Origin of the sequence: Thermogemmatispora onikobensis (assembly GCF_001748285.1) — a bacterium.
Lineage (GTDB): Bacteria > Chloroflexota > Ktedonobacteria > Ktedonobacterales > Ktedonobacteraceae > Thermogemmatispora > Thermogemmatispora onikobensis.
Genome location: NZ_BDGT01000023.1, coordinates 42,969 through 65,890, shown reverse-complemented (window position 1 = coordinate 65,890; position 22,922 = coordinate 42,969). Strand labels below are relative to the sequence as shown.

Here is a 22,922-nt window from a genome sequence, read left to right as displayed (position 1 = left end):
CGGGGAGAACCTAAAGCAGAGCTTTTAATAGAAGTCTACCGTTATATTCCGAAATGTCAATGCTTTAGGGTATCTTATCCCATTTGCTCGAGATGGGGTGTCTAGAGAGGGTAAAGTTGAGAACTACAGGATGCCAGGGGCCTTCAGGCTTCCCAGAGGGCAATTCCGTTCCTGTGAGCAGCTCTAGCGCCAGAGATCGGAAGGGCCTCACGGGCCATAGCCAGCGAGTATCTAGGGGAAAAGAGGGGCTGCAGAAACCCGGGGCGTCGCTCGCGCGTCTACTCTAGTGAACTCAGTTTCAGCTTCATAGGGCAAGAAAGCGCTGGTAACGAAGAACACTCCACGAGGAAGATTCATTTCTAGCGAGAGATATGCCTATTTTTCTGTTTATTCTGCTCAGCCTGCTTGTGTATATCGCAGCCCTGGTCGTCCTGGTTAGGGCCACAGCGCGATTGCGCTACTATCACTTCGATGAAGCTGGCTTTCTAGGAATGGCGGCCCTGGATATCCTGGCGGGTATTCTCCTCTTCTCGGCGGTGGCGACCCCGTTGGTTCTACTGGTCGGCAGCACTGTTGAGGTGATCGAAGGTCACGTTCTGGCCTTGCTTCTCCTATTGGGCATTGTTCTGGTGACGGGCGCCACTGCCTGGCGGAGCCTGGTCTGGAGTCCAAACGTGCAGACCCTCTCGCGCCTGCTGGGTGGTCTCTATTGCCTGCTCCTGGCGATAGCGGCTCTTGTCTGCATCGTTCTCATCTTCTTGCCGGGTCGCTAAGCTGGTTTGAGACTCTTGAGGGGCGTTCGCTCAGGCAGCGGCTGCTGAACACGTCCTGAGCGAGCAAAACAAGACAAGACGAGAAAGGAGGGGAAGCTTTGCTTCCCCTCTCGCAGCTGCCAGCCTCCTTCAGGGTGAGGCCGGACCTCTGTCTGTCAAGCCCGCGTCGGCAGCCTGCAGCGCTATGCTTCCTGCAGAAGGAAGCGCTGAAACCATTCCAGCGTACGGCGCAGGCGATCACAGCGCTGGGCGGGAGTGCCAACCGTTGGCCAATCCATCTCGTGGCTACTACCGGGATAGCGCACCAGCTCAACAAGCTGGCGACGTTTGCGCAAAGCGGTAAACAGCTGCAATGACTCGCTGAATGGGCAGCGCAGGTCATCACTGGCGTGCAGAAGCAAGAGAGGCGTCGTGATCTGCTCCACCAAAGCCAGCGGCGAGCGTTCAGCAAAGCGCTCCTCACCGGCGCCGCCCATAGCCAGATCAAACCAGAGGGCCTGATCCGAGAGCAAGCGACAGAGTGGGAGGTAGGTCACCGGGTTGCGGCAGACCGCGGCTTTGAAGCGCGTCGTCTGGGTAATCGCCCAGGCAGTCATGTAGCCGCCGTAGCTCAGACCAGTAATGCCCAGGCGCCTCTCGTCGATAGGAGCGGTACTGATCACATAATCCAGGCCCGCCAGCAGATCGCCCAGGTCCTTACCGCCCCAATCATTGAGAATATGACGGCGAAAAGCCTCGCCGTAGCCATCGCTGCCGCGTGGGTTGGCTGCCAGAACGGCAAAGCCCTGGCCAGCCAATACCTGGAACTCATGGACATAGGCTTCGCCCCAAGCGCAGCTTGGGCCGCTGTGAACAGCGAGAATCAGTGGGGCCTGCTGACCAGCGGCCAGCGGCGGCAGATAGAGCCAGCCCTCGATTGTCAGGCCATCGGGGGCCTGCCAGCTCAGGCGCCGTGGGCGAATCAGCTGATGGCTGCGCAGAAAGCGTTCATTGACACCTGTCAGGCGCTGAAGGTGCGACCCATCGCCCTGTAGGGACCAGATATCGCCTGGCGTAAACCAGTCAGCCCGCACAACAGCGATCAGCGAGCCATCACTGGCGAGATGAGGACTCAGGTAGCGCCCCGGACCACTGGTCAAAGCCGTCATCTGCTGCCTCTCATGATCGATGCGGTAGAGATGGGCCTGGCCACGCTCATGGATCGTTACCAGGAGATGGCGGCTATCGGGATACCACTGCGGGCGGACAAGCCACTCGCTGAGGGGACGCAGCTCATCGGTAATGGTGACCTGACAGGTGTAGTCGGCCTGCTCAGGAAAGGCTGGACGCGGCGCCTCGCTGCCGTCGGCGGCCACAACCCACGGGGTGATATTGCAGGTCTCGGTCTGATCAGGAGCATAATAGTAAGCGAGGTAGCGGCCATCTGGCGACCACGAAGGCATCTGAGCCAGCCCTTCCTCGGGGGTCAGACGACGGAGCTGTCCTGTGGCCAGTGTCAGAACCCAGAGGGCCATGCTGGTACTGAGGTCGGGCTGTGGGCGGCGATTAGCGCAGAAAGCGACCTCGCTGCCGTCGGGCGACCAGCATGATTGAACCAGATGTACCGGCTCGGCGGTCAGGCGTACAGCTTCTCCCTTCAGAGGAACGAGCCAGAGCTGCATCCGGCGTCCGTGCCAATGCCCTACGCCATCCCACTGCTCGTCAAGCCGCGTATAGACAAGGGCGGTCTCCTCCTCCTTCGGACCGACTTCCTGGTCATCGGCTGGTTTCCAAGGACTATGCACCAGCAGAGCCTGACCATCGGGACGCCAACTATAATCACTGACTCCATTGGGCAGGTGAGTCAACTGGCGTGCCTCCCCGCCATGAAGCGAGAGCAGAAAGAGCTGAGGCTGACCACCGTGGCGCGTGCTCAGAAAGGCCAGGTCATCACCTCGTGGCGACCAGCGAGGCAGAAAGTCCTGATGCTCGCCAGCGGTGAGCTGTCGCGCCCCACTAACAGCCTCTTTGCGACTCGGGGCCAGCCAGATAGCACTTTTACTGCTCTGAGTGCTTCGATCGTTCCTTTGCAGCGTGAAGGCAATCAGGGAGTGATCGGGCGAAAGCTGCGGGTCCCAGGCAATCTGCAGATCCAGCAGTTCCTCTACTGTCACAGGGGCCAGCCCTATGGCTGCCGCAACTGTGGTCGAGACCGACGCTCCAGCAGCAGCGGCGTCTCCGCCCTGGATGGAGGCCGGACCTGAGACCTCCTGCTGCATGATCTTGCCGCTGGCTTCGCCCTCATCTAACTCCGCCTGATTGGAAGCGTCGGAGGAGGTGGTCGCCTGTGCTGACACCGGGCGCGGCACCGTTTTGTTCTCATCTTGCTCTTCGAACATCGCTCGCTCCAATACTTATTCAAGGCAAACATCATCATTCATACGAATAAACCGTAGCAAGAAGATGACCAGGGAGAGGGAGGCGAGAAAGTGATCCTACCAGCGTGAGGGCGATGGCGCCTGTGATCAGCGTAGAGGAGAGACAATCTCGTGGAGAGAACGAGTCCTGGCAAAGGCCAGCATGCAGAGGAGGAAAAGCGGCGATGACCCAATCCGAAAGTAGTCGAAGAACGGTGTGCCTGCGGTCGTTGATGATGATCAAAGCTCGTTGTCGGCAGACTGGTAAGCCCTATCATAGGGATGTGATACCACATCGAGAACTGCCACGCAAGCATGGCTGCCGGCGGCCAGGGAGAAGCTGTCGATAGAGAGCAAGATCAGCAGCCTGCACAAGAGGTCGCTCAGAGCAGAGAGGACCTCCCCGGAGATGGCTCCCCAGACCAGAGACCTTTGGAGGTAAGCAGGCTGGAATAGGATGAAGAAGAGAGCATAGTCGGACCTCGAACAAGAGAGGAGCTGTCTACTCAAGAGCCAGGCGCAATGAAGTTCCCACTCAAACAAGCCGCCGGAAGGCCAACGCCTTCCTTCCCACTGTCCAAAGGTCTCTTGCCGGCAGGTTACTCGGTCAACAAAGCCACCAGACCCACGACTACAGCAGTGACAACGATCCAGAGCATTTGGAACCAATAGAAGAAAGGTACGCCGAACAGCGTTGGCTCCACCTGGTTGTAGAGGGCCGGACAGACGGCGGTGAGAAAGGGAATGAGCAAGAGCGCGAAAGGCCAGAGACGCCCCCGCCTTTGGAGCGATTCTTCAGGTAGCATCGTCGTCACACTCTCCCCGGTCATAATCGCCCTGCCTTGTGCAGGAATGAAGATTATCTCTTTCCCCAAGGCTGGACCACTCAAGTGTAGTATAGGCTCACGAGAGAGGCCCAAGCAGCTTACTTTGACAGAATTAGGAAAAAAAGGCTATGATCCCCCGTCGTACTTTGATGTAGTGCTATACTGACACTTATCGAAGGGCATACAACATGATAAAAACGAACCAGGCAGAGAGAGGATGGAACAGACGGAATTACCTGGATACATTATACACAAGATACAGTTAAGGAAACGAAGCACTACACTTGAGTAGCTCTTCACGCAGGAGAACAGTAGGAGCGGGTCAGGCACATTTGGCGGACACAGTGTTGTGATGTGGCGTTTTCCTGAAAGACTCGTGCCATAGGAGAAGAGACATATGATTCAATGGGGAATGCTGGCGGTCTTTGTAGGCGTTTTCATAGTAATGACTATCATGGGCCTATTGGCCGCGCGCTGGCGGCCTGGCGATCTGAGCCGGCTTCAGGAGTGGGCCCTGGCGGGAAGGCGCTTTGGACCAGTGGTGTCCTGGTTCCTCATTGGCGGTGACCTCTACACTGCTTACACGTTCATGGCGGTGCCGGCTCTGGTCTATGCCCAAGGGGCACAGGGCTTTTTTGCTTCACCCTATCTGACCCTGGCCTTTGTCTTTGCCCTGATCATGATGCCTCGTTTTTGGGTCATTGCTCGCCATCGTGGCTATGTTACTCAAGCCGATTTTGTGCGTGACCGTTTCGGTAGTAGTGCCCTGGCGCTGGTAGTGGCGGTCACCGGCATCATGGCCACCATGCCTTACATCGCCATCCAGATCTACGGTATCCAGGTCTGTATTGCCCAGATGGGGATCAATGTCGAGTTGGCTCTCTTCATCGCTTTCCTGATCCTGGCTCTCTACACCTATGTCAGCGGCTTGCGTGGGCCAGCCCTCATCGCTATCTTTAAGGACTTCTCTATCTGGCTGGTAGCCATTGTGAGTTTTGTCATCATCTCTCTCCGCCTCGGAGGGTTGCCGCGTATCTTTGCTGCTGTTCCTGCTGATAAGCTCACGCTCTCTCCTGCGCAGTACAGCACCTTTTCAACCCTCATTCTTGGTTCTGCGATGGCGCTCTTCCTTTATCCGCACGCCTTTACCGCGATGCTGAGCGCTAATAGCCGTCGTACGCTGAAGCGTACGCTGCCATTCCTGCTGGCCTATACCTTCCTGCAGTCGCTCATCGGCTTATTTGGCTTTATGGCTATTGCTGCTGGTATTAAGCCATCTCCTCTCTACAAGACCAATATTGCTCTACCAGCGCTTTTCGCCAGCATGCTGCCGCCGTGGCTGGCCGGTTTCGCCTTTGCTGCCATCTCCATTGGCGCCCTGGTTCCCGCTGGTGTCATGTCGATTGCAGCGGCTAACCTCTTTACTCGCAACATTTATCGTGAATATTTCCATCCCAACTGTACAGAGCGTGAGGAATCGGCGGTAGCCAGGACGGCCTCCCTTGTCATTAAGTTTGGAGCTTTGCTCTTCATTCTCTTCTTCCCGACGGATTTCGCCATTAATCTGCAGCTGTTTGCCAATGTCTGGATCATTCAGATCCTGCCTGCGGTGCTCCTGGGCCTCTATACGCGCTGGTTCCACCACCTGGCCCTGATCTGCGGCTGGGCTGGAGGTATGGTCCTTGGCACCTGGATGGTCCTTACCCAGAACTTTGGAACGGTCTACTCCCTGACCCTGGGGGGCCTCTCGTTCCATGTCTACGCTGCCTTCGCCGGGTTGGTGCTCAATCTGGTCCTGTGTTGTGCTCTGACGCCCCTCTTTGACCTGCTCGGCCTGCCGCGTGGGCAGGATAACACCAGTCCGACTGACTATGCAATCCGCCCAGTAACCGGTTTCTCAGAGGAACGACTCCTGCAGCAGGCGCGTCAGCTCCGTCAAACCACTCCTGCCGGAGCGTTTCCTTTACAGGACGAGCATGTAGCGAATCGCTAGGACCCGGTGTGACTGGCTGGCTAGCCCAAGGGCCAGCGAGAGAGCGACGCAGAGATAACAGACCCCAGATCATGAAAGGGGCATTTGCGTCGACAGAATGGAATTGCTTGAGCAAAGGCATTGCTTTCCTTTTCTTCTCTTCCGGATGGTCTGGTTCTGCTACGAGGGCGCTATCCAGGCTCGTACGTCCTTTGGCAAGGATGTCTTGATCTGGGGTGTGACGGTTATGGCTGGTTTCTCTGGGGAGCAGGCTTATGTCAGAGCAGGAAGGCGTGACGGATCACCTGGTCACGATTATTCAGCTGATCCAGCTCGCGCGTGGCAGCGGCACACTCACGGCCTGGCGAGGAACTGGCGACCTCTTCGAGGAAGGAGTGATCACCTTTGTGAAAGGTCAGGTCACCCAGGCCAGCGCTGGTCGCCGCAAAGATCATGCCGCGCTCAATTGGCTGAGTACCTGGGGGAGGTGTCGCTATAGTTTTACTCCCGTGGTACTTGATGAGGCAACGAAACAGTTACTGGCCTGGCTGGCTGCTGGCATTACACAGCCGCCGCGTCCAGCGACGCCAGCGTCCTCGTCAGGGCCGCCATCTGTCGCGGCTCGTGGCTCTCAGCCGGGGGTGGCTGCGAGCGAGCCGGGGCAGCAGGGTGCTCGTTCTTCTGATGCTTCCTACCACGCGGTGCCTTATCCTGTACTGCCCTTCCAGCAAGCTCTGCTTCTGATCGAGCAGTATCGTCTCTCGCGCGCCCATCGTCAGCTCTTTTTGCTGATTGATGGCCGGCGCCGGCTGCTCGATCTGGCTCAGCTGATGGGCAAGGAGCCGCAGGTAGTGAGCCAGCTGCTGAGCGATCTGGAGCAGCGTGGCATCATTCAGAGGAAAGGATTGTAAGTTGTATGCTTGAGGTTGAGCCGCAGTTAGGAGGACTCGGACGCGAGGAGGCCCTGGTGGAGATCGTCCAGGCCTACCGGCAGGAGCGCGTTCCTATGCTTGATGGGGCCGATCTGAGTCGGCTTGATTTGCAGAAGGTAGATCTCAGTGGTGGCAATCTGCGCGGGGCCAATCTCTCGGAGGCCAATTTAAGCGGGTCCTATCTCTGTGGAGCCTATCTACGTAAGGCTGATCTCAGTCATGCCAATCTCAGCCGGGCCAACCTGAGTAAAGCCTTCCTGATCGGGGTCAATCTGATCGGGGCGAATCTCCTGGGGGCCTCGCTACGTGAGGCTGACCTGCGCTCGACGGATCTGGGAGGAGTGGATCTACGGGGTGCCGATCTCCACGGGGCGGTGCTGGTTGAGGCTGGTCTCATTGGGGTCGATCTGCGGCGCTGTGATTTAAGCCAGGCTCGCCTGAGTCTGGCCAATCTGAGCCGTGCCAATCTCTCTGGGGCTGATCTGAGTGGGGCCGATCTGAGCGGCGCAATTCTGGACGAGGCCGATCTGAGTCGCGCCGATCTGAGTGGGGCCAATCTGGTCGGCGCTCATCTGCGCGAGGCTAACCTGAGTGGGGCTAATCTCAGTGGGGCGCGTCTCAATCTGGCCGTCCTGAGTAAGGCCAATCTGAACGGGGTCTATGCCTGTGGGGCCTCGCTCTATGGCGCCAATCTGGTTGATGCGGCCCTCCATGAGGCCAATCTCCGAGGGGCCAGCCTGAATCGCGCGTATCTGTTCCAGGCGGTGCTCAGGAGGGCCGATCTGAGCAAGGTCGACTGCGCCAGGGCCAATCTCTCGCGTGCTGATCTGAGTGGCTGTGATCTCAGCCGAGCCTCATTGGTAGAGGCGCTGCTTAAAGGCGCCGACCTCTCCGAGGCCTATCTGTACGCTACCGATTGTCGCGGCGCCAATTTGCAGCAGGCGCGTCTGACTGCGGCGGTGCTGACCAATAGTCTCTTTGTGCGAGCCGATTTACAACAGATCCAGGCGGAGCCCGAGCAGTTCAACGGCCTTGATCGCAGCGCGCTGGAGGAGATTGTGATCGATCCCTATACCGGCTGGCGTCTGGGGATCGGCTCCAACGTGGTGCGTCGACCTCTGTGAATGGAGACCTTGAGGGGTCTGTCGGGAACGCGATCGGAAGGATATGCTCCGCGGCTGCTGGGGAGGGAGCAGACTGCAGACGGGTCCTGCTGGTAGCTGATGAGCAGCCTTGTAAGCCTGCTTTCCTGCTGCCACAGGACCCGTCTGTCTGTTATTCCTCCCGCCCTTGACGCGGGAGCTTGTTTATGAGGAGCCAGCTCCCATACGCACAATCAGGGCCTGCCGCATTTCGGGGGTCTGAACGTAGGCAGAGCCGACGCTCAGTTGCTCGATCCGCTCCGCGACCTGCTTGGCCTGGCCAGCGCGGATGAAGCCCGCGGCTTTGCGCGATTCGGGATGGTTCAGGCGAAAGATGATGCGTGTGCCGGCGTTGTTGAGAATCTCGGGATGAAAATCGCCCAGGCTCTGGCTGGCGACGATCACTGAGATGCCGAACTTGCGTCCCTCTTTCATGAGCTTGGGCAGGGTCTTGTCCTTGGCCAGGCGATGGGCCTCGTCCAGGACGATGGCCAGCCGCAGCCGCTCGGCAGGGCCCCAGTGGAACATGTCTTTATAGATCTTGTGCAGGAGGAAGGCGCCGGCGCTGAGCTGCAGCAGCTCCGCGTAGAGCTGATGCAGGTCGATGACCAGTCCATGCCCGATCAGCGAGGAGAGATTGGCAGGGGACTCTGCGGGTTGGAAGAGGTCCATTTCCAGCAATGGCCGGCAGCGTGCGGTCACGTGACCCACCCGGCGCTGCTGCTCCAGTCGCTCAATACGATGGAAGACCTCGTAGAGGGAAGGATAAGTCAACGCGCTGCGTTCCTGGGCACTCAGTTCATCCTCAAAGCCGTGGACCCGGTAGGCGTCACGGATAGCCGTGTAGATGACATCGCGTTGCATCTCTCCAAGCCCGGCGACCTGAGCGAAGATCTCGGAAATTGCCAGGGCGTTGGATCGCCAGGCTGGACCGGAGACGCTGCATTCAAAGGGGCTGAAAGGCAGACCCTTCGTTGCATCGAGAACCTGCGGATGAACGCTTTGGAAGTAGCGCCCCTGGGGATCGGCGAACTGGCCGTGGAAGTCCAGCACCAGGGCCGGGACGCCTTGCTGGCTTAGGGCACTCAGTAGATGCTCAATTGTCCACGATTTCCCCTGTCCGGGGATACCCAGGATGAAGAGATGCGGGCTACCCTGGATGCCCGGCTTCCAGTAAACTGGGCCACTGGCGGCCTGCCCCAGCTGAATGCGTGTGGACATAGAGACAGGCCCGGCTGCCATCTGGCTCTCTTTCTGGCCGGTGCGAATGAGCAACGTGTTCTCTGCTTCTGTCCTGCCGAGTTTCTCTAACTGCCGCTCAAGTCTGGATGGAAGACCAGGCTCAGCGGCTGGCTGGCCCGCTGGTTCTGCGGTGAATGCGTCTCCTTCTCCTATCTGTTGCTCCCATTCTGCCCACTCCTCGGAGACCAGGGCCTCTTCCTCGAGATTGAGGGCTGGCTCCTGTAAAAGTTCGGGCAGGTTCTGGAAGTCGCTGGCAGTCAGCAGGCGGATGCGGGCGTCTCCGATGATCAGCGGCTGCTTCCGAGGCTCGCTCTCAAGACTGACGATATAGCCCTCATAGCTGGGACGGAAGTCCAGCTCTTCTTTTTCGAAGCGGGCCAGGTTTTCCAGGAAAGTGCCTTCGGCCTCGGGATTGAAAAGCTGGTAGCGACGGGCGCGCTCGAAGTAGAAGCGCAGGACATTGGCCAGATAGGCGCGTTGCAGGGCGCCATCGAGCTGCTGACGATCGAAGAAGCGCTGACGCATCGTCTCAGCGGTCGTTTCCATCTGCAAGGCCATATCGGCGGCCAGGCGCTCAAGTGGGGCGGTGCCACGACGCCACTTGACCTCGATAAAAGTCGTCTCGACAATGTTCCGCTTCAGGGTGATGAGTGCCAGGTCGCAGCGGCGCTCGCTCTGGACGGGTTGCCCTGTGCTGTTCGGTGAGAAGATACGCGGGTAGAGGTCGACGGGTAGCAGGACGGCCTGCTTGAGGCGGCCCTGGCGTTGGAGCCAGGCTGTGACCACGCCCAGGCCCACGGCGGCGGCGGTGCTGGCTGGGGACTCCAGTGCTTCCAATGCCAGACGTCCCGAGATGATTTTCAAGTAGTGCAGCAGGTGGCTGACACTCTCCTCGATTTGCGAGAAGCCCAACTCGTCCATAGCCTGGGCGAGCATCGAGCTGATTTCCTGGTGCCAGGAGGTGGTCACCATCATGCGATGGCCCAGCCCTTCGGTGAACTCAGGCGAATAGTCCAGCACATACTTACGGGCTATGTCCTCCAGTCCGGGCAAGTGGGGCGAGTCGTAGTAGTCCAGCGTAAAGAAGCGGTCCAGAGTAATGACCCAGTTCGTCCTTTGATGCAGCTTCTCCAGCAGAGCGCGGCGCTTGTCCGTGAGCGCGACCTCCAGAGTGGGCTGAGTTTCCGCTCTACCGCTGAGTAAGTAGCCACCGGCTTTCAGAAGCGCTGTGTGCAGATTGACTAGTGTCTCGCTATAGCGTGGTCCCTCGGGATGAGGAAGGGGCTTACCGCCGAAGGTGTTGATCTGGTAGCGCCAGAGCAAGGTACCGTTCTCCTGACTGAACTGAGAGATAAAGCGTGCGAGCAGACCATAGAGGGAGAAGCTGCTAACTGTGCTGCTCGGCGAGGACGCGCCCGGCGTCGACGTCGCAACGACGCGAGGACGCATCAGGTCGCTGACGATGGCCAGGTGAGCCTCGGGTGGCTCTTGCTTTCCTTCCTGCAACAGGCGCAGCGGGCGGGCGGTGGTTGAGAGGGCCGGCAGGAAATGGTCTGTCTGGTAGCCTGCGTTTCGGAAGAGCCAGTTGCCATGCTGTTGCAGCGTTTGGGCCAGAGTCTGCAAGGTGCCGCTCTGCCAGCTTTCGCTGTATGAAGTGATCTGGAGCAGGGGCAGGGTGCCGACTGGTAGCTCTGTCTCCTCCGCTTCATTTTGCGAGGGGGCCAGACCCTTCAGGGCCTCGCCCAGCAGCGCGCCACGATCCGGGTTCACCAGCGTCAAGACCAGCGGATTGGCGTAGGGATGGAGGGCCTGAAAGAGCTTGAGATGCTCGCCAAGCCGCTCAGGACGGATATCGCCCGGGACGGCCTGGTCCGGGCTGGCCTTGAGCACAGTAGCGACGTCGGTATAACGCCGATGCGGATCAGGGGCATCGGCGGGAAGCGCCACTCCGTGGAAGAAAAGCAGATTCTGGAAGAAAATGAAGACCGTCGGTGTGGCGGCGTGGTAGGCAAAGGGAGGGACGTTGGCCGGGACGAGCAGGCGCAGTGCTTCCAGATCGACTTTCTGTTTACGCTGACTCTCCTGTTGTTCCAGCAGCTCCTCCTCCCAGGAGGAAAGCAGCCGGGTGTAGCCGGCAAACCAGGCGGCACGCAGCGGGTGGGTTGGCAGGATGACCAGGGCCTCTTCGGCCTGCCGCTGATGTAGAAAGCGGATGAGCAGGCTGTCAATCGAGAGAGCCTGTTTGATTTCGCTCTCATCAGCTGCGCGTGCTCGCAGGTCCTGGAGCAGGTCATGGTAAGCCTGAGCGTAGCGGACAGCGGCGTCGGCCAGCTCAGGGCTGTTGCTCCAATCGGCCACCTCGATGAGGTCGCGTCCCTCGGACTGGCGCAGGCGTCGGAAGAACAGCTCGCGCTGGCGCCAGAAATGTTGCCAGCTCTCGCTTTCGCCAGGGGCAAGCTGAAACGCTTGAATAGCTTCCCCATCGACGGGCTGCAGATCATCAACTTCCAGAAGAAAACAGCCACCCTGAGCCGGTTCCTTCAGAACGCGCTGCTCCAGCTGCTGCAGCGTCTCGCTCAGCGTCAGCGTCAGTCGGTGCTTGCCATTGAGCAGCAGGCTGAAATAGGCGCGCTCCTTCTGCCATTGGGGCAGGCTTTCCTCCAGGATTGTCTCGCGGACCTCGCTACCGACTTTGAGCCGTCCCCAGGAAAGGGTAGGGACAGTCTGGCGCTTTTCGCGGGGAGTCTGCTCGGGAGGAAGGTGAGCTGGATCAAGGGTCAAGTAGAACGCGAGACTATCTTCGTAATAGAGCTGCTTCTCCCCATCGTTGTCCTTCACCATCTCATTGCCGTCAGGCCCCAAGGGGGCGATGCGCACGCAGACCAGATAATCGGGCAGCTCCTCGCTATCGAGTCCCAGCTTCTCTAGCTTGATCGTGACCTTGCGTCGCCCAGGGGTGAAGTCCTGCTCCCACAGGCTTTCGCGGAAACCTGGCTCGCTGTCCTGGGGCACGATGGCCACGCGCCAGCCGCCGAGGTTGCGCGGCTTATCTGGCTTGCACTTCCAGCGTACCACCACATCACCGTTGCTTCCGTAGTAAGCGTACAGGGCACCACCAACGCCGTCTGGCTGAGCCAGGTGACAGAAGTGTTCAACTGCTCCTTTGGCATTGACGAAAGATTCGACCTCAAATTTATGCAGGTCGCTCTTTTCATGCTGGACGAATTCCCAACGATCGAGCGTCAGCTCTTTCTCTACCAGAGCGCGTGACCAGTTATGCACATCGCTGAGGGCTTTGCCCTGGAGGAAGCGCAGCAGCTCTGTGGCGGTTGTGCTCTCCACCTTCAGCTCTTGCACACGCTCGACCAGGGTGGCATCGAACTTCTTGGGACGAGCTAACAGCGTCGTCAGGCGCCGATTGGCTTCCAGAAAATTGACGAAATCGGGGCGTGCATCGCTGATGAGGCCGACCCGCCAGAGCTCCAGGCCAATCGTCTCCGCCGTGCCATCCTGTACATGGGCGTAGACGGCGATAACGAAGTCCAGGCGTCGCTCATAGCTTAAGCCAGGCCAGCGGCGCAGGTGGCTAAAAACTGCCTGAACCTGGGCGGCGGCCTCGGGAGAGCGCTCCTGGAGTCGGCGCCGTAGCTGCTGGAGGGCGGCCTCATAAAGCGCCCGTCCATCGATGGGAGCGAAGGCATTGGCCAGCGAGCTGGCAGTAGCGTCTACACTGCCAGCAGGAATGAAGAGGCAGAAGCGTCCAATCTTGCGGTTGCGTAGCTCAATCGCGCGGTCAGGTGTGATAAAGAGCAAGTCATCGGGTCCAGGCTGGCGTTCAGTAGCCAGGATATGGAACATGGTTCCCTGCTTTGCCTGCTCACTTGTGCGTAGCCGTTGGCAGAGGGGCAGCGCATCGTCCAGTTCCAGGAAGTCAATACGAGCACAATGGCCGGCGCTTGTCCCCCTGATTTCTTTTAGCAGCGCCTCGGCCAGTAGCTCGATCTTCAGCTCGCTCTGTGGAGAAGAGATTACCATAGGTAGACCCTTTCCAGGCTCAATGCTTCTTAGTAGTAGCTGGTTAGCGCGGATGTGGCCGCATACGGTGGGTGCAGACGCTGGACCGTGAAGTCGTCGGAGAGGTCGCGGAAGATACCCATCTGGCGCAGGCGGCGCAGCATCGCCCGTAGATTCTCCTGGGCCGCGGCAGTATACTCGGCGCCCACAAAAGGAGCGGGCGGACGGTCAACCAGCAGCCCAAAGCGCTCGTCGAGGAAGCGCAGGAAGTCCTGCAGGCGGATGGGCGTGGGACCATGATTGCTCTGGTCTCCATTCAGGCCGTTCTCGCTGCCATTCAGACGGGCAGCGGCAAGCTGCACCAGAACCGCCAACAGATCGTTGGTCGGAGCATATTGCCAGGATGGGCGATATTTGAGCTGCCCTCGAAGCAGCCCCTCAGTGCGCGTCAATCCTCCAGTGCTCCAGTACCAGCGCACGAAATTCTGGGTAGCATCGCGCTGGCCTTCTTTCAGCAGGATGACCAGGCCATCTAAATCGCTCTCAGCGCTGGCGAGCAGCTCATCCAGGTATTTTGTTGCTAGTGTGCTTTCTGGCTCTTCTGGATCTTTATTCTCTTCAAAGATTCTGTTAATATCATGACTGGCGTGAGCCTCAATATCAGCATAGATACTGGGTTGGTCGCGTAGCATCAGTAAACGTTGCAGGTAAAGTGGGCCTGCGGTTGCGTCTCCAAGGAGGCCATCTATGAGAGCTCGACGGCGACTGTTTCGTCTGAGCTGCTCCACATAGCTTTGCAGCTGGCGCAGCAGCAGATTCGCCGAGAGAAAGCTCTGGTAGGCTTCGATATCGCGGCGTACACAGGCATGGGCCATCTCCTGGCTGGGGCCAGGCTGGCCGGTGAAGTCCACATAGAGGGTTGGGGGTGATGGGGCCGGAGGCTCGCCCATCGCGGGAGGCAAGCTCTCTGGCTGCGCGACCAATGCATTCACCGCGTAGACAACCTTCAGAGTGTAGATAAACAGCTCGAAATTGATCAAGGTCAAGAGATGATGAATAAAAGCCGGCATGGGCATCGCCCTGTGGTAAGCCGACATATATTGCACAAGGTCAGCCGCTAGCTCGTAGGTCAGTCCGGGACAGGCTCCGGAATGGGCATCTTTTTCACGACTCAAGCCTGGCCGGGCACTCTCAAAGCCATCGAGAAAGGCCAGCGAGAGGCGCGTCAACGTATCTACCTCAGTAGTGCCATCGTATTCCCCACCCAGGTCGCCCGCCTTGCCGAGTTTAACGCCGCGACCGAAAATCTCTTTGAGAAGCTGGCGCAGGGCCTGATCGCCTTTCAGGTACCTGTGCATCGCCTGGTAGAGAAAAAGGTCCGCGCTCCGCAGGCGACTGGCTTCCTTGGGGAAGCCAGGCTTGTAAGAAAGTATGCTGTAAGTCACAATAGAGGTAATCTGCTCAGCTTCACGCTTTCGACCGGTATGCCCGGTTGTGATCAGGGCAGTGCGTACCAGACGTTCCAGCAGACGTCGTTCGCGAGGAGTGGTGAAACCCTCAAGCGCAGGATGCTGGCTAAGCTTATTAATATAGACATCGATGGTCCGAGGGTCATTTGGTATACGAGCGCGTCCCCGACCCTCGGCCAGAATAGTAAAGAAGAGGATAGGCAGCAACAGCTCGATATCGAAATCATTCAACTCAATGGGCAGTACCAGAGAAAAGCGGACTCCGCGCAATTCCTTCGGCAACTTAACCTTCACGATGGCCCTCCTTCCAGCAGATCAAGCAATGGCTGTTCTGACCACCTTACCGTCGCGCTGCGTCAAGTGGTGCAGATGCTGACCTTTCTCGATCAACACAAGATCCTTTGTTTCCATCAGCAGCACCGCATGCTTGAAATGGCGCAGATCCTCCAGCAGCGGCTGCAGCTCTAGAGCCTCTGGCTGCAAACCATCCGCCAGGCGCAGCAGCAGCTCAAACAGATCGAGAGAGATCTCCAGACGAGGCGTTCCCGAGCGATGACGCAGTACCAGGAACTCGGGTAAGGTCTCAACGACCTCATTATCGCTAGTGCCGACTGACTCCAGAATGAACTGCTCCAGCGGGAGCTGCTTCAGAATAATCAGTTGCTGCTCCTCCGAAGCGCGCACCACCACACTCAAATGGCCATCTGGCAAATCGGCGTTGATCCCATCCGACCGCAAAATGCCAAGAGCCAGCTTGCGGCGTGTCTCCTCCAACTCTTCCTGTTCACCTTTCAGCAACTGCAGGTAGAGCAGAGCATAGCGGTAAGGCAGAAGATCGGGCCAGCGCACGGAAGGCAGTTCTGGACGCAGATCCTCATCATCCAGACGTGGACCATAGAAATAGAGGCGGCGCTTCCAGGCAGCCAGCCAATCGCGCTCTTCGCGGAAACGCTGGCGCGGCAAATCTTTTCCGTCAGCCATCAACTCAACGCGCAGCAGGGCATCTGATGACCCTTGATGGAAATGCAGGAAGCGATCCAGATGAGGCTGAGGAAAGCGTGCAGGATCAAACGCCCGCAGATCGCGCAGCAGCTCATCGTCAACCTCGGCGGGAGCAAAAGCGCTCTGCCAGCACGCGCGCTCTAGCAAAGCCGCTCCCCCATCTTCGCCCTGGCGAGCAGCATGCACCTCGCTGCAGCTCAGATTGCCTGTGATCAGAAAGGCCAGAGCCGAACGCAGGTCACGCATCGTCATATGACGCTGGTGGCGCAGATGATGCAGCAACAAGAGGAATTCCAACCGCCGCTTGGTGCGGTTCTGATGCAGCATCTGTGCATTCTGATAAATCGGACAGATGGCCTCGGCAGTGCAAGACTGGCAGATCGTCCAGTGCTCCTTTGCCACCAGGCTATTCAGCACGCGGTGGAAGAGTGAGCGCTCCCGCGCCTGCTCGCCGGGCAAGGCCACAAAAGCGCGTCGCTTCAAATCGACCAGCCAGACCTCTTGCTCTCGCAGCGATTCACTGCGGCGGGAGCGACTCAGCTGCCTCTTCAACCAGCTAAAGCGCTCACCGTAGCGCTCAAAATAATCGGCCAGGCGACCATCATTGATAGCCACCAGCACTGTCAGCGCTGCCGCTGGACGCTCGGAGCCTTCCAACTCCTGGAGCCGGCGCGTAAGCTGCTCATCGGCGCTCAACCCGCCGTGGGCCTCAGAAGCATCGTAGCAACTACGGAAGACATGATCCTGATAGACCAGCTCCCAGCCGCTTTGATCGGAGCGCTCTGCTACGGGATTGGCGCCTAGCTCAACCAGCTTCTGGCGCACCTGCTCCAAGAAAGCCGTCTTGCCGTCGCCAGGATTGCCCGAGAGGAAAAGCGCGAGCGGGCGCCGGGCCAGCACAAGCGGCAGCAGCTTCCGATCGAGGTCCGTCTCTACGTAGGTCTGACGCACAAAGTCGCTGTCCAGGCCGCGATTGTCGGCGTTCCCGCTGGCACTCTTGCGATAGAGACCGCGCACCTGCTCCACCCAGGGATTGACTCGCGCCTCCCGTTCCTGACCAGTTTCAAGGACCGGCGTTGTCTCCTCTGCCGCCACTACTGCCGCCAGCTCGGCCTGTTCCAACTCTGCCAGAAACTGACGAGCGCTGACAGGTCGCCGCTGGGGCTCGGGATCAAGCGCGCGCAAGAGCACGGCAGCCAGGCGCTGCACATGCTCATCAGCACCTGGCAAGTCCTCTACAGGACGCAGAATACGTTGCCCCTCCGTGCTGTAGGTAAAAGGCAACTGGCCTGTCAACATCTTAAAAAGCACGACAGCAGCCGCATAGCGATCGCAATCGGCGGGCGGACTGGCAGCAGTCAGCGCCTCGGGCGGCAGATAGAGCGGCGTACCAGCCAGGCTACGCTCTTCGCCTCGCCGGATGGCAAAGCCGAAATCGATCAGGACTGGATGATTATCGACCTCGTGCAGAATAATATTGGCAGGTTTGATGTCGCGGTGAAGAATGCCATATTCCTCTAGCGTCGCCAGGGCCTTCAGCAGGTCCTGGGCGAAGGGCCACCAGCGCTCTAGAGGCCAGGGAAATTCTCCTTCGAGCTGCTGCAGCGTCGGGCCAGGGATATACTCCATCGCAATATGAGGGTCTTCCCCTGGCTCCTGGATGGCCGGAAAATACTTGCTCTTTATATTTTTTAAAGCTTTGTATTCTTGAATTGCATGATCATGGGCCTCAGTTGGCTGCGAGAACTGTTTCAGCACCAATTGTCCCCGTCCTGGCTGGTCTTTCTCGCTCACCAGATACGTACGGGCCATTGCTCCCTGGCCGAGCAAGCGGTGGACGACGAACTTGCCGTTCACCAGGGTCTGAGGAAGCTCACTGACCTGGGGCTGTTGGGCCTGGCGTAGGATCTCTTCCAGGCGGTGAGCCAGCTCCTCAGCGCTGGGGGGCTGCTCCTCCCGCGAAGGCAGCAGGACTGAGCGGAAAAGCTCTGACAAGGCTGCCGATGGCTCAGGAGGAAGGAAAGACCGCCAGCGGGGGTCATCAGGCAGACATGGTGGTTCATTGACTGTCGGGCGCAGCAGGGAAATAGGAGTACCGGAGAGGCGCTCAAGCATCACCAGCGCCAGGCTAAAGGTATCCGTCTGCCGTGTCGCGAACTCGTAGCTGATGAGCACATCCTCGGCAGCGTAGGGATCGTCGACTGCGGTCTTATCGAGCCTCGCTGCAATGGACATACCACTGACGCGCGCTGCATAAAAGTCGGTGAAGAGCACACGGGGCGGCTGACCCTTTGGAAACTGCACCATGAGCGCAGCGGGAGTTAACGCGCGATGAAGGACGCCCTGATCATGGATCTGGGCCAACCCTTTAAAGGCTATAGCCGCCATTTGCAGGTCTTTCAGAAACTCCTCGCGCGTCTCCGGCAGCGGCAGAGCGCTCAACGCACGGCCCTCACCCTCGGGTGGAACAATAGCTACCACCATAAACCTATCTGACCAAGGGAAAGGGGTCTCGGCTCGCGGCACCAGGCCTGTTGGCTGTAATTGCTCCAGCGCCTTATACGTGCGCGTATAGAATTCCTGCGCCTCCTGACGTTCTAGTGGATCGAGATCAAGCTCATAGAGCATAACAATGCGAGGTCGATTGGTCCCAGAAACCTTCTCGAGCGCGCGGCAGCGGTAGAGCTTCGGACGTACCTGTTCTGCCTCCTCAATCTGAAACCCAGTGCCGATCTGACGTGGAAGCTTGGGGCGCGCGGGCAGGCCCGTCAGCGTAGTTCTCAGCAGCGAATGCAACTGACCGACCAAAGGATTGCCCTGGTGTTCATCTAACTCCTGCAGGCGCTCGCACACCTCGTCCAGCCTAAAAAGGGCCGTCGAAGCCCGCACATCGTGAATCACCGGCTGAGCAGTTGGCGAAGAGAGGAGGACAACGCCCTGCACAAAGTGCTCGTTCCCCCTCAGAGAAGGGATTTTTTCTCGCAGGGAGCCGGCCACCACCTTAGCCACGTAATCGACCTTTGCCAGCGGACTCCGCTCTGATGTCCCATCGGCCCGAGTCCAGAACTCCTCGTTGCCCCGCCAGGGACCCTGCCAGGACTTCTCATCGATCACAAAGATCCAGCGCTGGCCTATTGCTAGAAAATCAATCTCGAAGGATTTCCCATTCTTCGCTGGAAAGACCTTATTACAGATCACCAGCCACGAGGCGGGCAACCCCTGGCGCAAGGCCGCAGCTGCCCGCTGCTCTCCCTCGCTTGCGAAGTCGCTCGTACTGATCAACTCAGCCACAGGTGCGCCTCCTTACTCCTTATCAAAGAGAGATTGGGACAGTAACGACGCATAGCATCCCTTGCGAAATAGCCCTCATTACAGTGAGATATTACCATCATATAGCTGCAAAAGGGATGTCGAATTATAACATGTTTTTCTCCTGGCGAACAAGCATCCATTTTCCACACCATCAGCGCAGGCACGCCTCAAAGAGCCGAGGCCCTTGCCAGCTGGTATGCAACGGCAGTGAAAAGAAGGAGGCTAGGAGCGGGGAGCGATACCGCAGAAGCCGCTTGCGCCCCAACCGACAGCCAGGCCGCGACCAGGCCCATGCAGACGCAGGTAGGCGTAAAGAGCATGTGCGGGTTGCGTGTTCTGCCAAGCCGGTTCCAGGTGTGCAAAAGGAGTGCGTGCCGTGCGCTCACCGCCTGCGCCGTCGCCCTCAACCGTATCCACCAGCAAACGACGTGCACCGCTCTCAAGGAGCCGACCTCCAAAGGTCTCGACATCAGTAAAACGCAGACAAGGGCTAATTGTAATCTGCGTCTTTACCCCCAGGCGACTGGCCTGGCGTATCAGCTGCCAGCGGCGTTCCAGCGCAGGCCCACCGCCCAACTGGCGCAGATAGGCCATATCATCCGTCTCGATCGTCACCGAAAGCCAGGCATAAGGAATCTGGTGCAGTAGATCGAGGTCGCGCTCGGCCAGTGGTGAGCGCGTCTGCACCACCAACAAATCAAGGTCAGGGTAAGAAGCAAAGACCTCCAGACAGCGGCGTGTCACCTGATAGCGCCGCTCAAGCGGCTGGTATGGATCGGTGGTGGTACTCATAAAAATGCGCAGACCGCGCCGTCGCTCGGGGGACATACGACCCAGTGTCTGCTCCAGTAGCAGCGGGGCATTAATTTTCACCTGCACAGCCAGACCCCAGGGAACACCCAGGCCAGCAGTCTTCCAGTTTGGCAAGAAGCGCGCATAACAATACTGACCACACGCTGTCTGGCCATAGGCGCAGCCTGTATAAGCGGACAAGGCATGCGTAAACGGATAGGGAGGTGCAGCCAAAAAACCCCCACGCTGCGGTGTAAGGATGCCGCTGGCCTCCACACTAGAGACATGCATAGTTTCCCCCTGATTGTAAGCACAAACTCGCCCATTCATTCAGGATAGCACACTCTCAGACAAAAACTTCTGTTGCCGGCAAAAAAAAGCGGCAACCCCCCCTTGACAGGAACCCAGGCCATCCACTATACTGCTAATGCACACGTGTGCAAAACCAAAGCCAGAGCGGCTGGCATCGGGAAGCAGGAGGAACAGGAGCAGAGTGAGCAGCTCATCTGCCACAAGTCGAGTTGCTGGAGCGAAACGCTCGCGTGAAATCTCCATTGCCGATATTGCGCGAGTGGCCGGCGTCTCCCATACCACCGTCTCGCGCGCCTTGCGCGATAGCCCCTTGATCAGCGAAGAGACGCGGAAGCGTATCCAACAATTGGCGCTGGAGATGGGCTACACACCCAATGCGATCGCCCAAAGCTTGCAAACACGGCGCACCAGCACGATTGGCCTGGCGGTAACCTCAATTGCCGATCCCTTCCTGAGTGAGGTTGTGCGCGGGGTCGAAGAGGTCGCACGCTCGGCTGGCCTAAGCGTCTTCTTGAGCGCCACGCATAACGATCCCGAGCGGGAGATTGAGGTGATCGAGACGTTCCATCGCCGGCGTGTTGACGGCATCCTGGTGGCTTCTTCGCGTATTACAGGGGAGTATAAGCAGCGACTTGATCAGATTCGCGTACCGACGGTGTTGATCAACAGCCAGGCTGAGTCGCAGTATGAGCTGCTCCACTGGGTGGCGGTCGATGATTTTGCAGGGGCGCAGCTGGCGGTTGCGCACCTGCTGGCTCTCGGCCATCGCGCCATTGGCTATCTAGGCACACATAGCCGCCCGCGTTCCTGCCGCCAACGGCTGGAAGGTTATCAGGCCGCTCTGGCTAGCGCTGGTCTGGTGCCACGTGAGGAGTGGGTGACGATCATAGCGGCAGAAGAAGCTTCCCCCCAGGAAGATCTTCTTTGTGGACGCCGCGCGCTTCAGCGCCTGCTCGATGCGGGAGTGACTGCCGTCTTCTGCCAGAATGATATGATGGCCATCGGAATCCTAATGGCCTGCTACCGTCGTGGCCTGGCGGTCCCTGCTGAGCTGAGTGTCGTCGGCTTCGACGATATCGAGATGGCCAGCTATATTAGCCCCCCCTTAACCACGGTGCGTCAACCTCGTATCGAGCTTGGGCGTCTGGCGATGCAGGTACTGCTTGATCTGCTCCATGATCAAGAGGGCTGCAATCATGTCCTTTCCCCGATGCTGGTGGTGCGTGAAAGCACCGCTCCGCCACCGACCTCTCGCCCTGCGACGGGAAGGTGAACAGAAGGAGAGAGCAGAGGAAGGCCAGGCGACCGTTGGGCCGGCTCACATCCGGCCAGAGCACTGTGGGCAGGTAAGAGCGCAAGAGCTATTACCCTTGCTCGCCTGGCTCGGTCGTACAAGCGCTTGTCCGCAGGACAGATCAAGCAAGCGTGCTGAGACGCACGATGGCGGCAGGAGAGGGCCAGGCGGGCTGACGCAGTGGATGGGGCTGATAGTCAGGCCCCAAGGGTGCGCTGCAGGGTTGAGTCAGGCTCTCCTGATTTGGATAAACCAGAGCGGTAAGTGTGAGCGTGTCCATTCGGCCAGAGGTGATCAGATTACGAGGGAGGCTTGTCGATGGAGCCAGAGCAGCAGCGGCAGCGTGCTTATGATCTTGTTGCTATAGGGCGCTCCTCTCTCGACCTGTACTCCAACGACATCGGGGCGCCATTTGAGGAAATTAAAAGTTTTGCGGCCTATGTTGGTGGTTGCCCTACGAACATCTGTGTGGGGGCCCGGCGACTGGGATTACGCTCGGCGCTGTTGACTGCCGTTGGCGATGATCAGGTGGGCAATTTTATCCTCCGTTTTCTGGCTTGTGAGGGCGTAGAGACACGCTACATAGTGCGCAAGCCAGGGTATCGGAGTAGCGCTGTGGTGCTGGGAATCCAGCCGCCAGACCGCTTCCCGCTTACCTACTATCGCGATCACTGCGCTGACATTGAGCTGACGATCGACGATGTGCTGGCGACGCCGCTCAGTGAGTGCCGCGTCTTGCTCATCACTGGTACCGGACTGAGCAAGGAGCCGAGTCGCAGCGCCACACTCTTTGCTGCCGAGCTGGCACACGAGCAGGGTGTGATGGTAGTCCTGGATATCGATTATCGCCCTGACCAGTGGCATGACCAGCGCGCTTTCGGGGTCGCGATCCGCTCGACGCTGCCGCTGGTCGATCTGGTGATCGGTACTGAGGATGAGATCAAAGCGGCCCTGCTGCGCGATCCTGGACAGGTGCAGGTGGCACACTCGCAGATCTCCGATGCCCGGGTGAGCGGCGATGTCGAGAAGGCTATCCAGGAGATGCTGCGTCGCGGACCGCGAGCGCTGGTGGAGAAGCGAGGCGCTCGCGGCTCGCGGGTTCACCTGGCGTCATCTGAGAACCGGCACAGTTCGCCGTCCTGCCTGGAGGCACCAGGGTTTCCTGTAGCCGTTCAAAATATTCTGGGCGCTGGGGACGCCTTCGCTGCCGGCCTGCTCTACGGCTTGCTGCAGGGCTGGGATTGGTATCGAGCTGCCCGTCTGGGAAACGCCTGCGGGGCCATCCTGGTGACGCGGCATGGCTGCGCCGATTTTATGCCGACCTACGCGGAAGTGCGGGCCTTCGTCGAGGAACACGGTGGCCTCTAGGAGGGGCTGCTGCGAGACGCGGGGGGCCGACTACCCATGTTGCTCTGCTTGCCCTCCAGCGAGCGCGTTGACTGT

The 22,922-nt window shown here is 58.9% G+C and carries 12 protein-coding genes; 6 read left to right on the top strand and 6 right to left on the bottom strand.

Translation table 11 applies throughout. The features are described 5' to 3' along the window. The first annotated feature begins 371 nt into the window (after positions 1-371). Entirely contained in the window at positions 372-773 is a 402-nt protein-coding gene (locus BGC09_RS11645; RefSeq protein WP_069804165.1) for a hypothetical protein, read from the top strand. Between the two features lie 182 nt (positions 774-955). Here the strand turns inward: BGC09_RS11645 and BGC09_RS11640 are convergent, their stop codons facing one another. Beyond that, the gene (locus tag BGC09_RS11640; protein ID WP_069804164.1) at positions 956-3,151 is read right to left on the bottom strand and encodes a S9 family peptidase; all 2,196 of its coding nucleotides are present in this window, start codon (positions 3,149-3,151) and stop codon (positions 956-958) included. 617 nt (positions 3,152-3,768) lie between these two features. Next, positions 3,769-3,999 (bottom strand): DUF3311 domain-containing protein, encoded by a 231-nt coding sequence (locus tag BGC09_RS11630; protein WP_218104029.1) that lies wholly within the window; start codon positions 3,997-3,999, stop codon positions 3,769-3,771. 397 nt (positions 4,000-4,396) lie between these two features. On the opposite strand from BGC09_RS11630, the gene BGC09_RS11625 reads away from it, so the two are divergent. From BGC09_RS11625 to BGC09_RS11615, 3 genes are all read left to right on the top strand, one after another. After that, on the top strand, positions 4,397-5,989 hold the full coding sequence (locus tag BGC09_RS11625; protein WP_439959665.1) for a sodium:solute symporter family protein: 1,593 nt from the start codon (positions 4,397-4,399) through the stop codon (positions 5,987-5,989). 254 nt (positions 5,990-6,243) lie between these two features. After that, positions 6,244-6,879 carry a DUF4388 domain-containing protein gene (locus BGC09_RS11620; protein ID WP_069804161.1) on the top strand — a complete coding sequence of 212 codons (636 nt, stop codon included), beginning with the start codon at positions 6,244-6,246 and terminating at the stop codon, positions 6,877-6,879. 5 nt (positions 6,880-6,884) lie between these two features. Next, a complete protein-coding gene (locus tag BGC09_RS11615) occupies positions 6,885-8,024 on the top strand; it encodes a pentapeptide repeat-containing protein (RefSeq protein ID WP_069804160.1) in 1,140 nt (379 codons plus the stop codon). Positions 8,025-8,207: 183 nt separating this feature from the next. Here the strand turns inward: BGC09_RS11615 and BGC09_RS11610 are convergent, their stop codons facing one another. The 4 genes from BGC09_RS11610 to BGC09_RS11595 all read right to left on the bottom strand — a co-directional run bounded on the left by BGC09_RS11610 (position 8,208) and on the right by BGC09_RS11595 (position 20,164). After that, positions 8,208-13,319, bottom strand: a complete 5,112-nt coding sequence (locus tag BGC09_RS11610; protein ID WP_069804159.1) for an ATP-binding protein — start codon at positions 13,317-13,319, stop codon at positions 8,208-8,210. 29 nt (positions 13,320-13,348) lie between these two features. Then, a complete protein-coding gene (mads7, locus tag BGC09_RS11605; RefSeq protein ID WP_069804158.1) occupies positions 13,349-15,061 on the bottom strand; it encodes a methylation-associated defense system protein MAD7 in 1,713 nt (570 codons plus the stop codon). A 21-nt stretch (positions 15,062-15,082) separates the two neighbouring features. Then, positions 15,083-19,060, bottom strand: coding sequence for a serine/threonine protein kinase (locus tag BGC09_RS11600; RefSeq protein WP_069804157.1), 3,978 nt, complete (start codon positions 19,058-19,060; stop codon positions 15,083-15,085). 243 nt (positions 19,061-19,303) lie between these two features. Further along, positions 19,304-20,164, bottom strand: coding sequence for an SPL family radical SAM protein (locus BGC09_RS11595; RefSeq protein ID WP_069804156.1), 861 nt, complete (start codon positions 20,162-20,164; stop codon positions 19,304-19,306). Between the two features lie 202 nt (positions 20,165-20,366). Between BGC09_RS11595 and BGC09_RS11590 the strand changes: the two genes are divergently transcribed. Further along, on the top strand, positions 20,367-21,458 hold the full coding sequence (locus BGC09_RS11590; protein WP_069804155.1) for a LacI family DNA-binding transcriptional regulator: 1,092 nt from the start codon (positions 20,367-20,369) through the stop codon (positions 21,456-21,458). Positions 21,459-21,797: 339 nt separating this feature from the next. Beyond that, positions 21,798-22,847: a 5-dehydro-2-deoxygluconokinase gene (gene iolC, locus BGC09_RS11585; RefSeq protein ID WP_069804154.1), complete on the top strand. Its 1,050-nt coding sequence runs from the start codon at positions 21,798-21,800 to the stop codon at positions 22,845-22,847. The last annotated feature ends 75 nt before the right edge of the window (positions 22,848-22,922 follow it).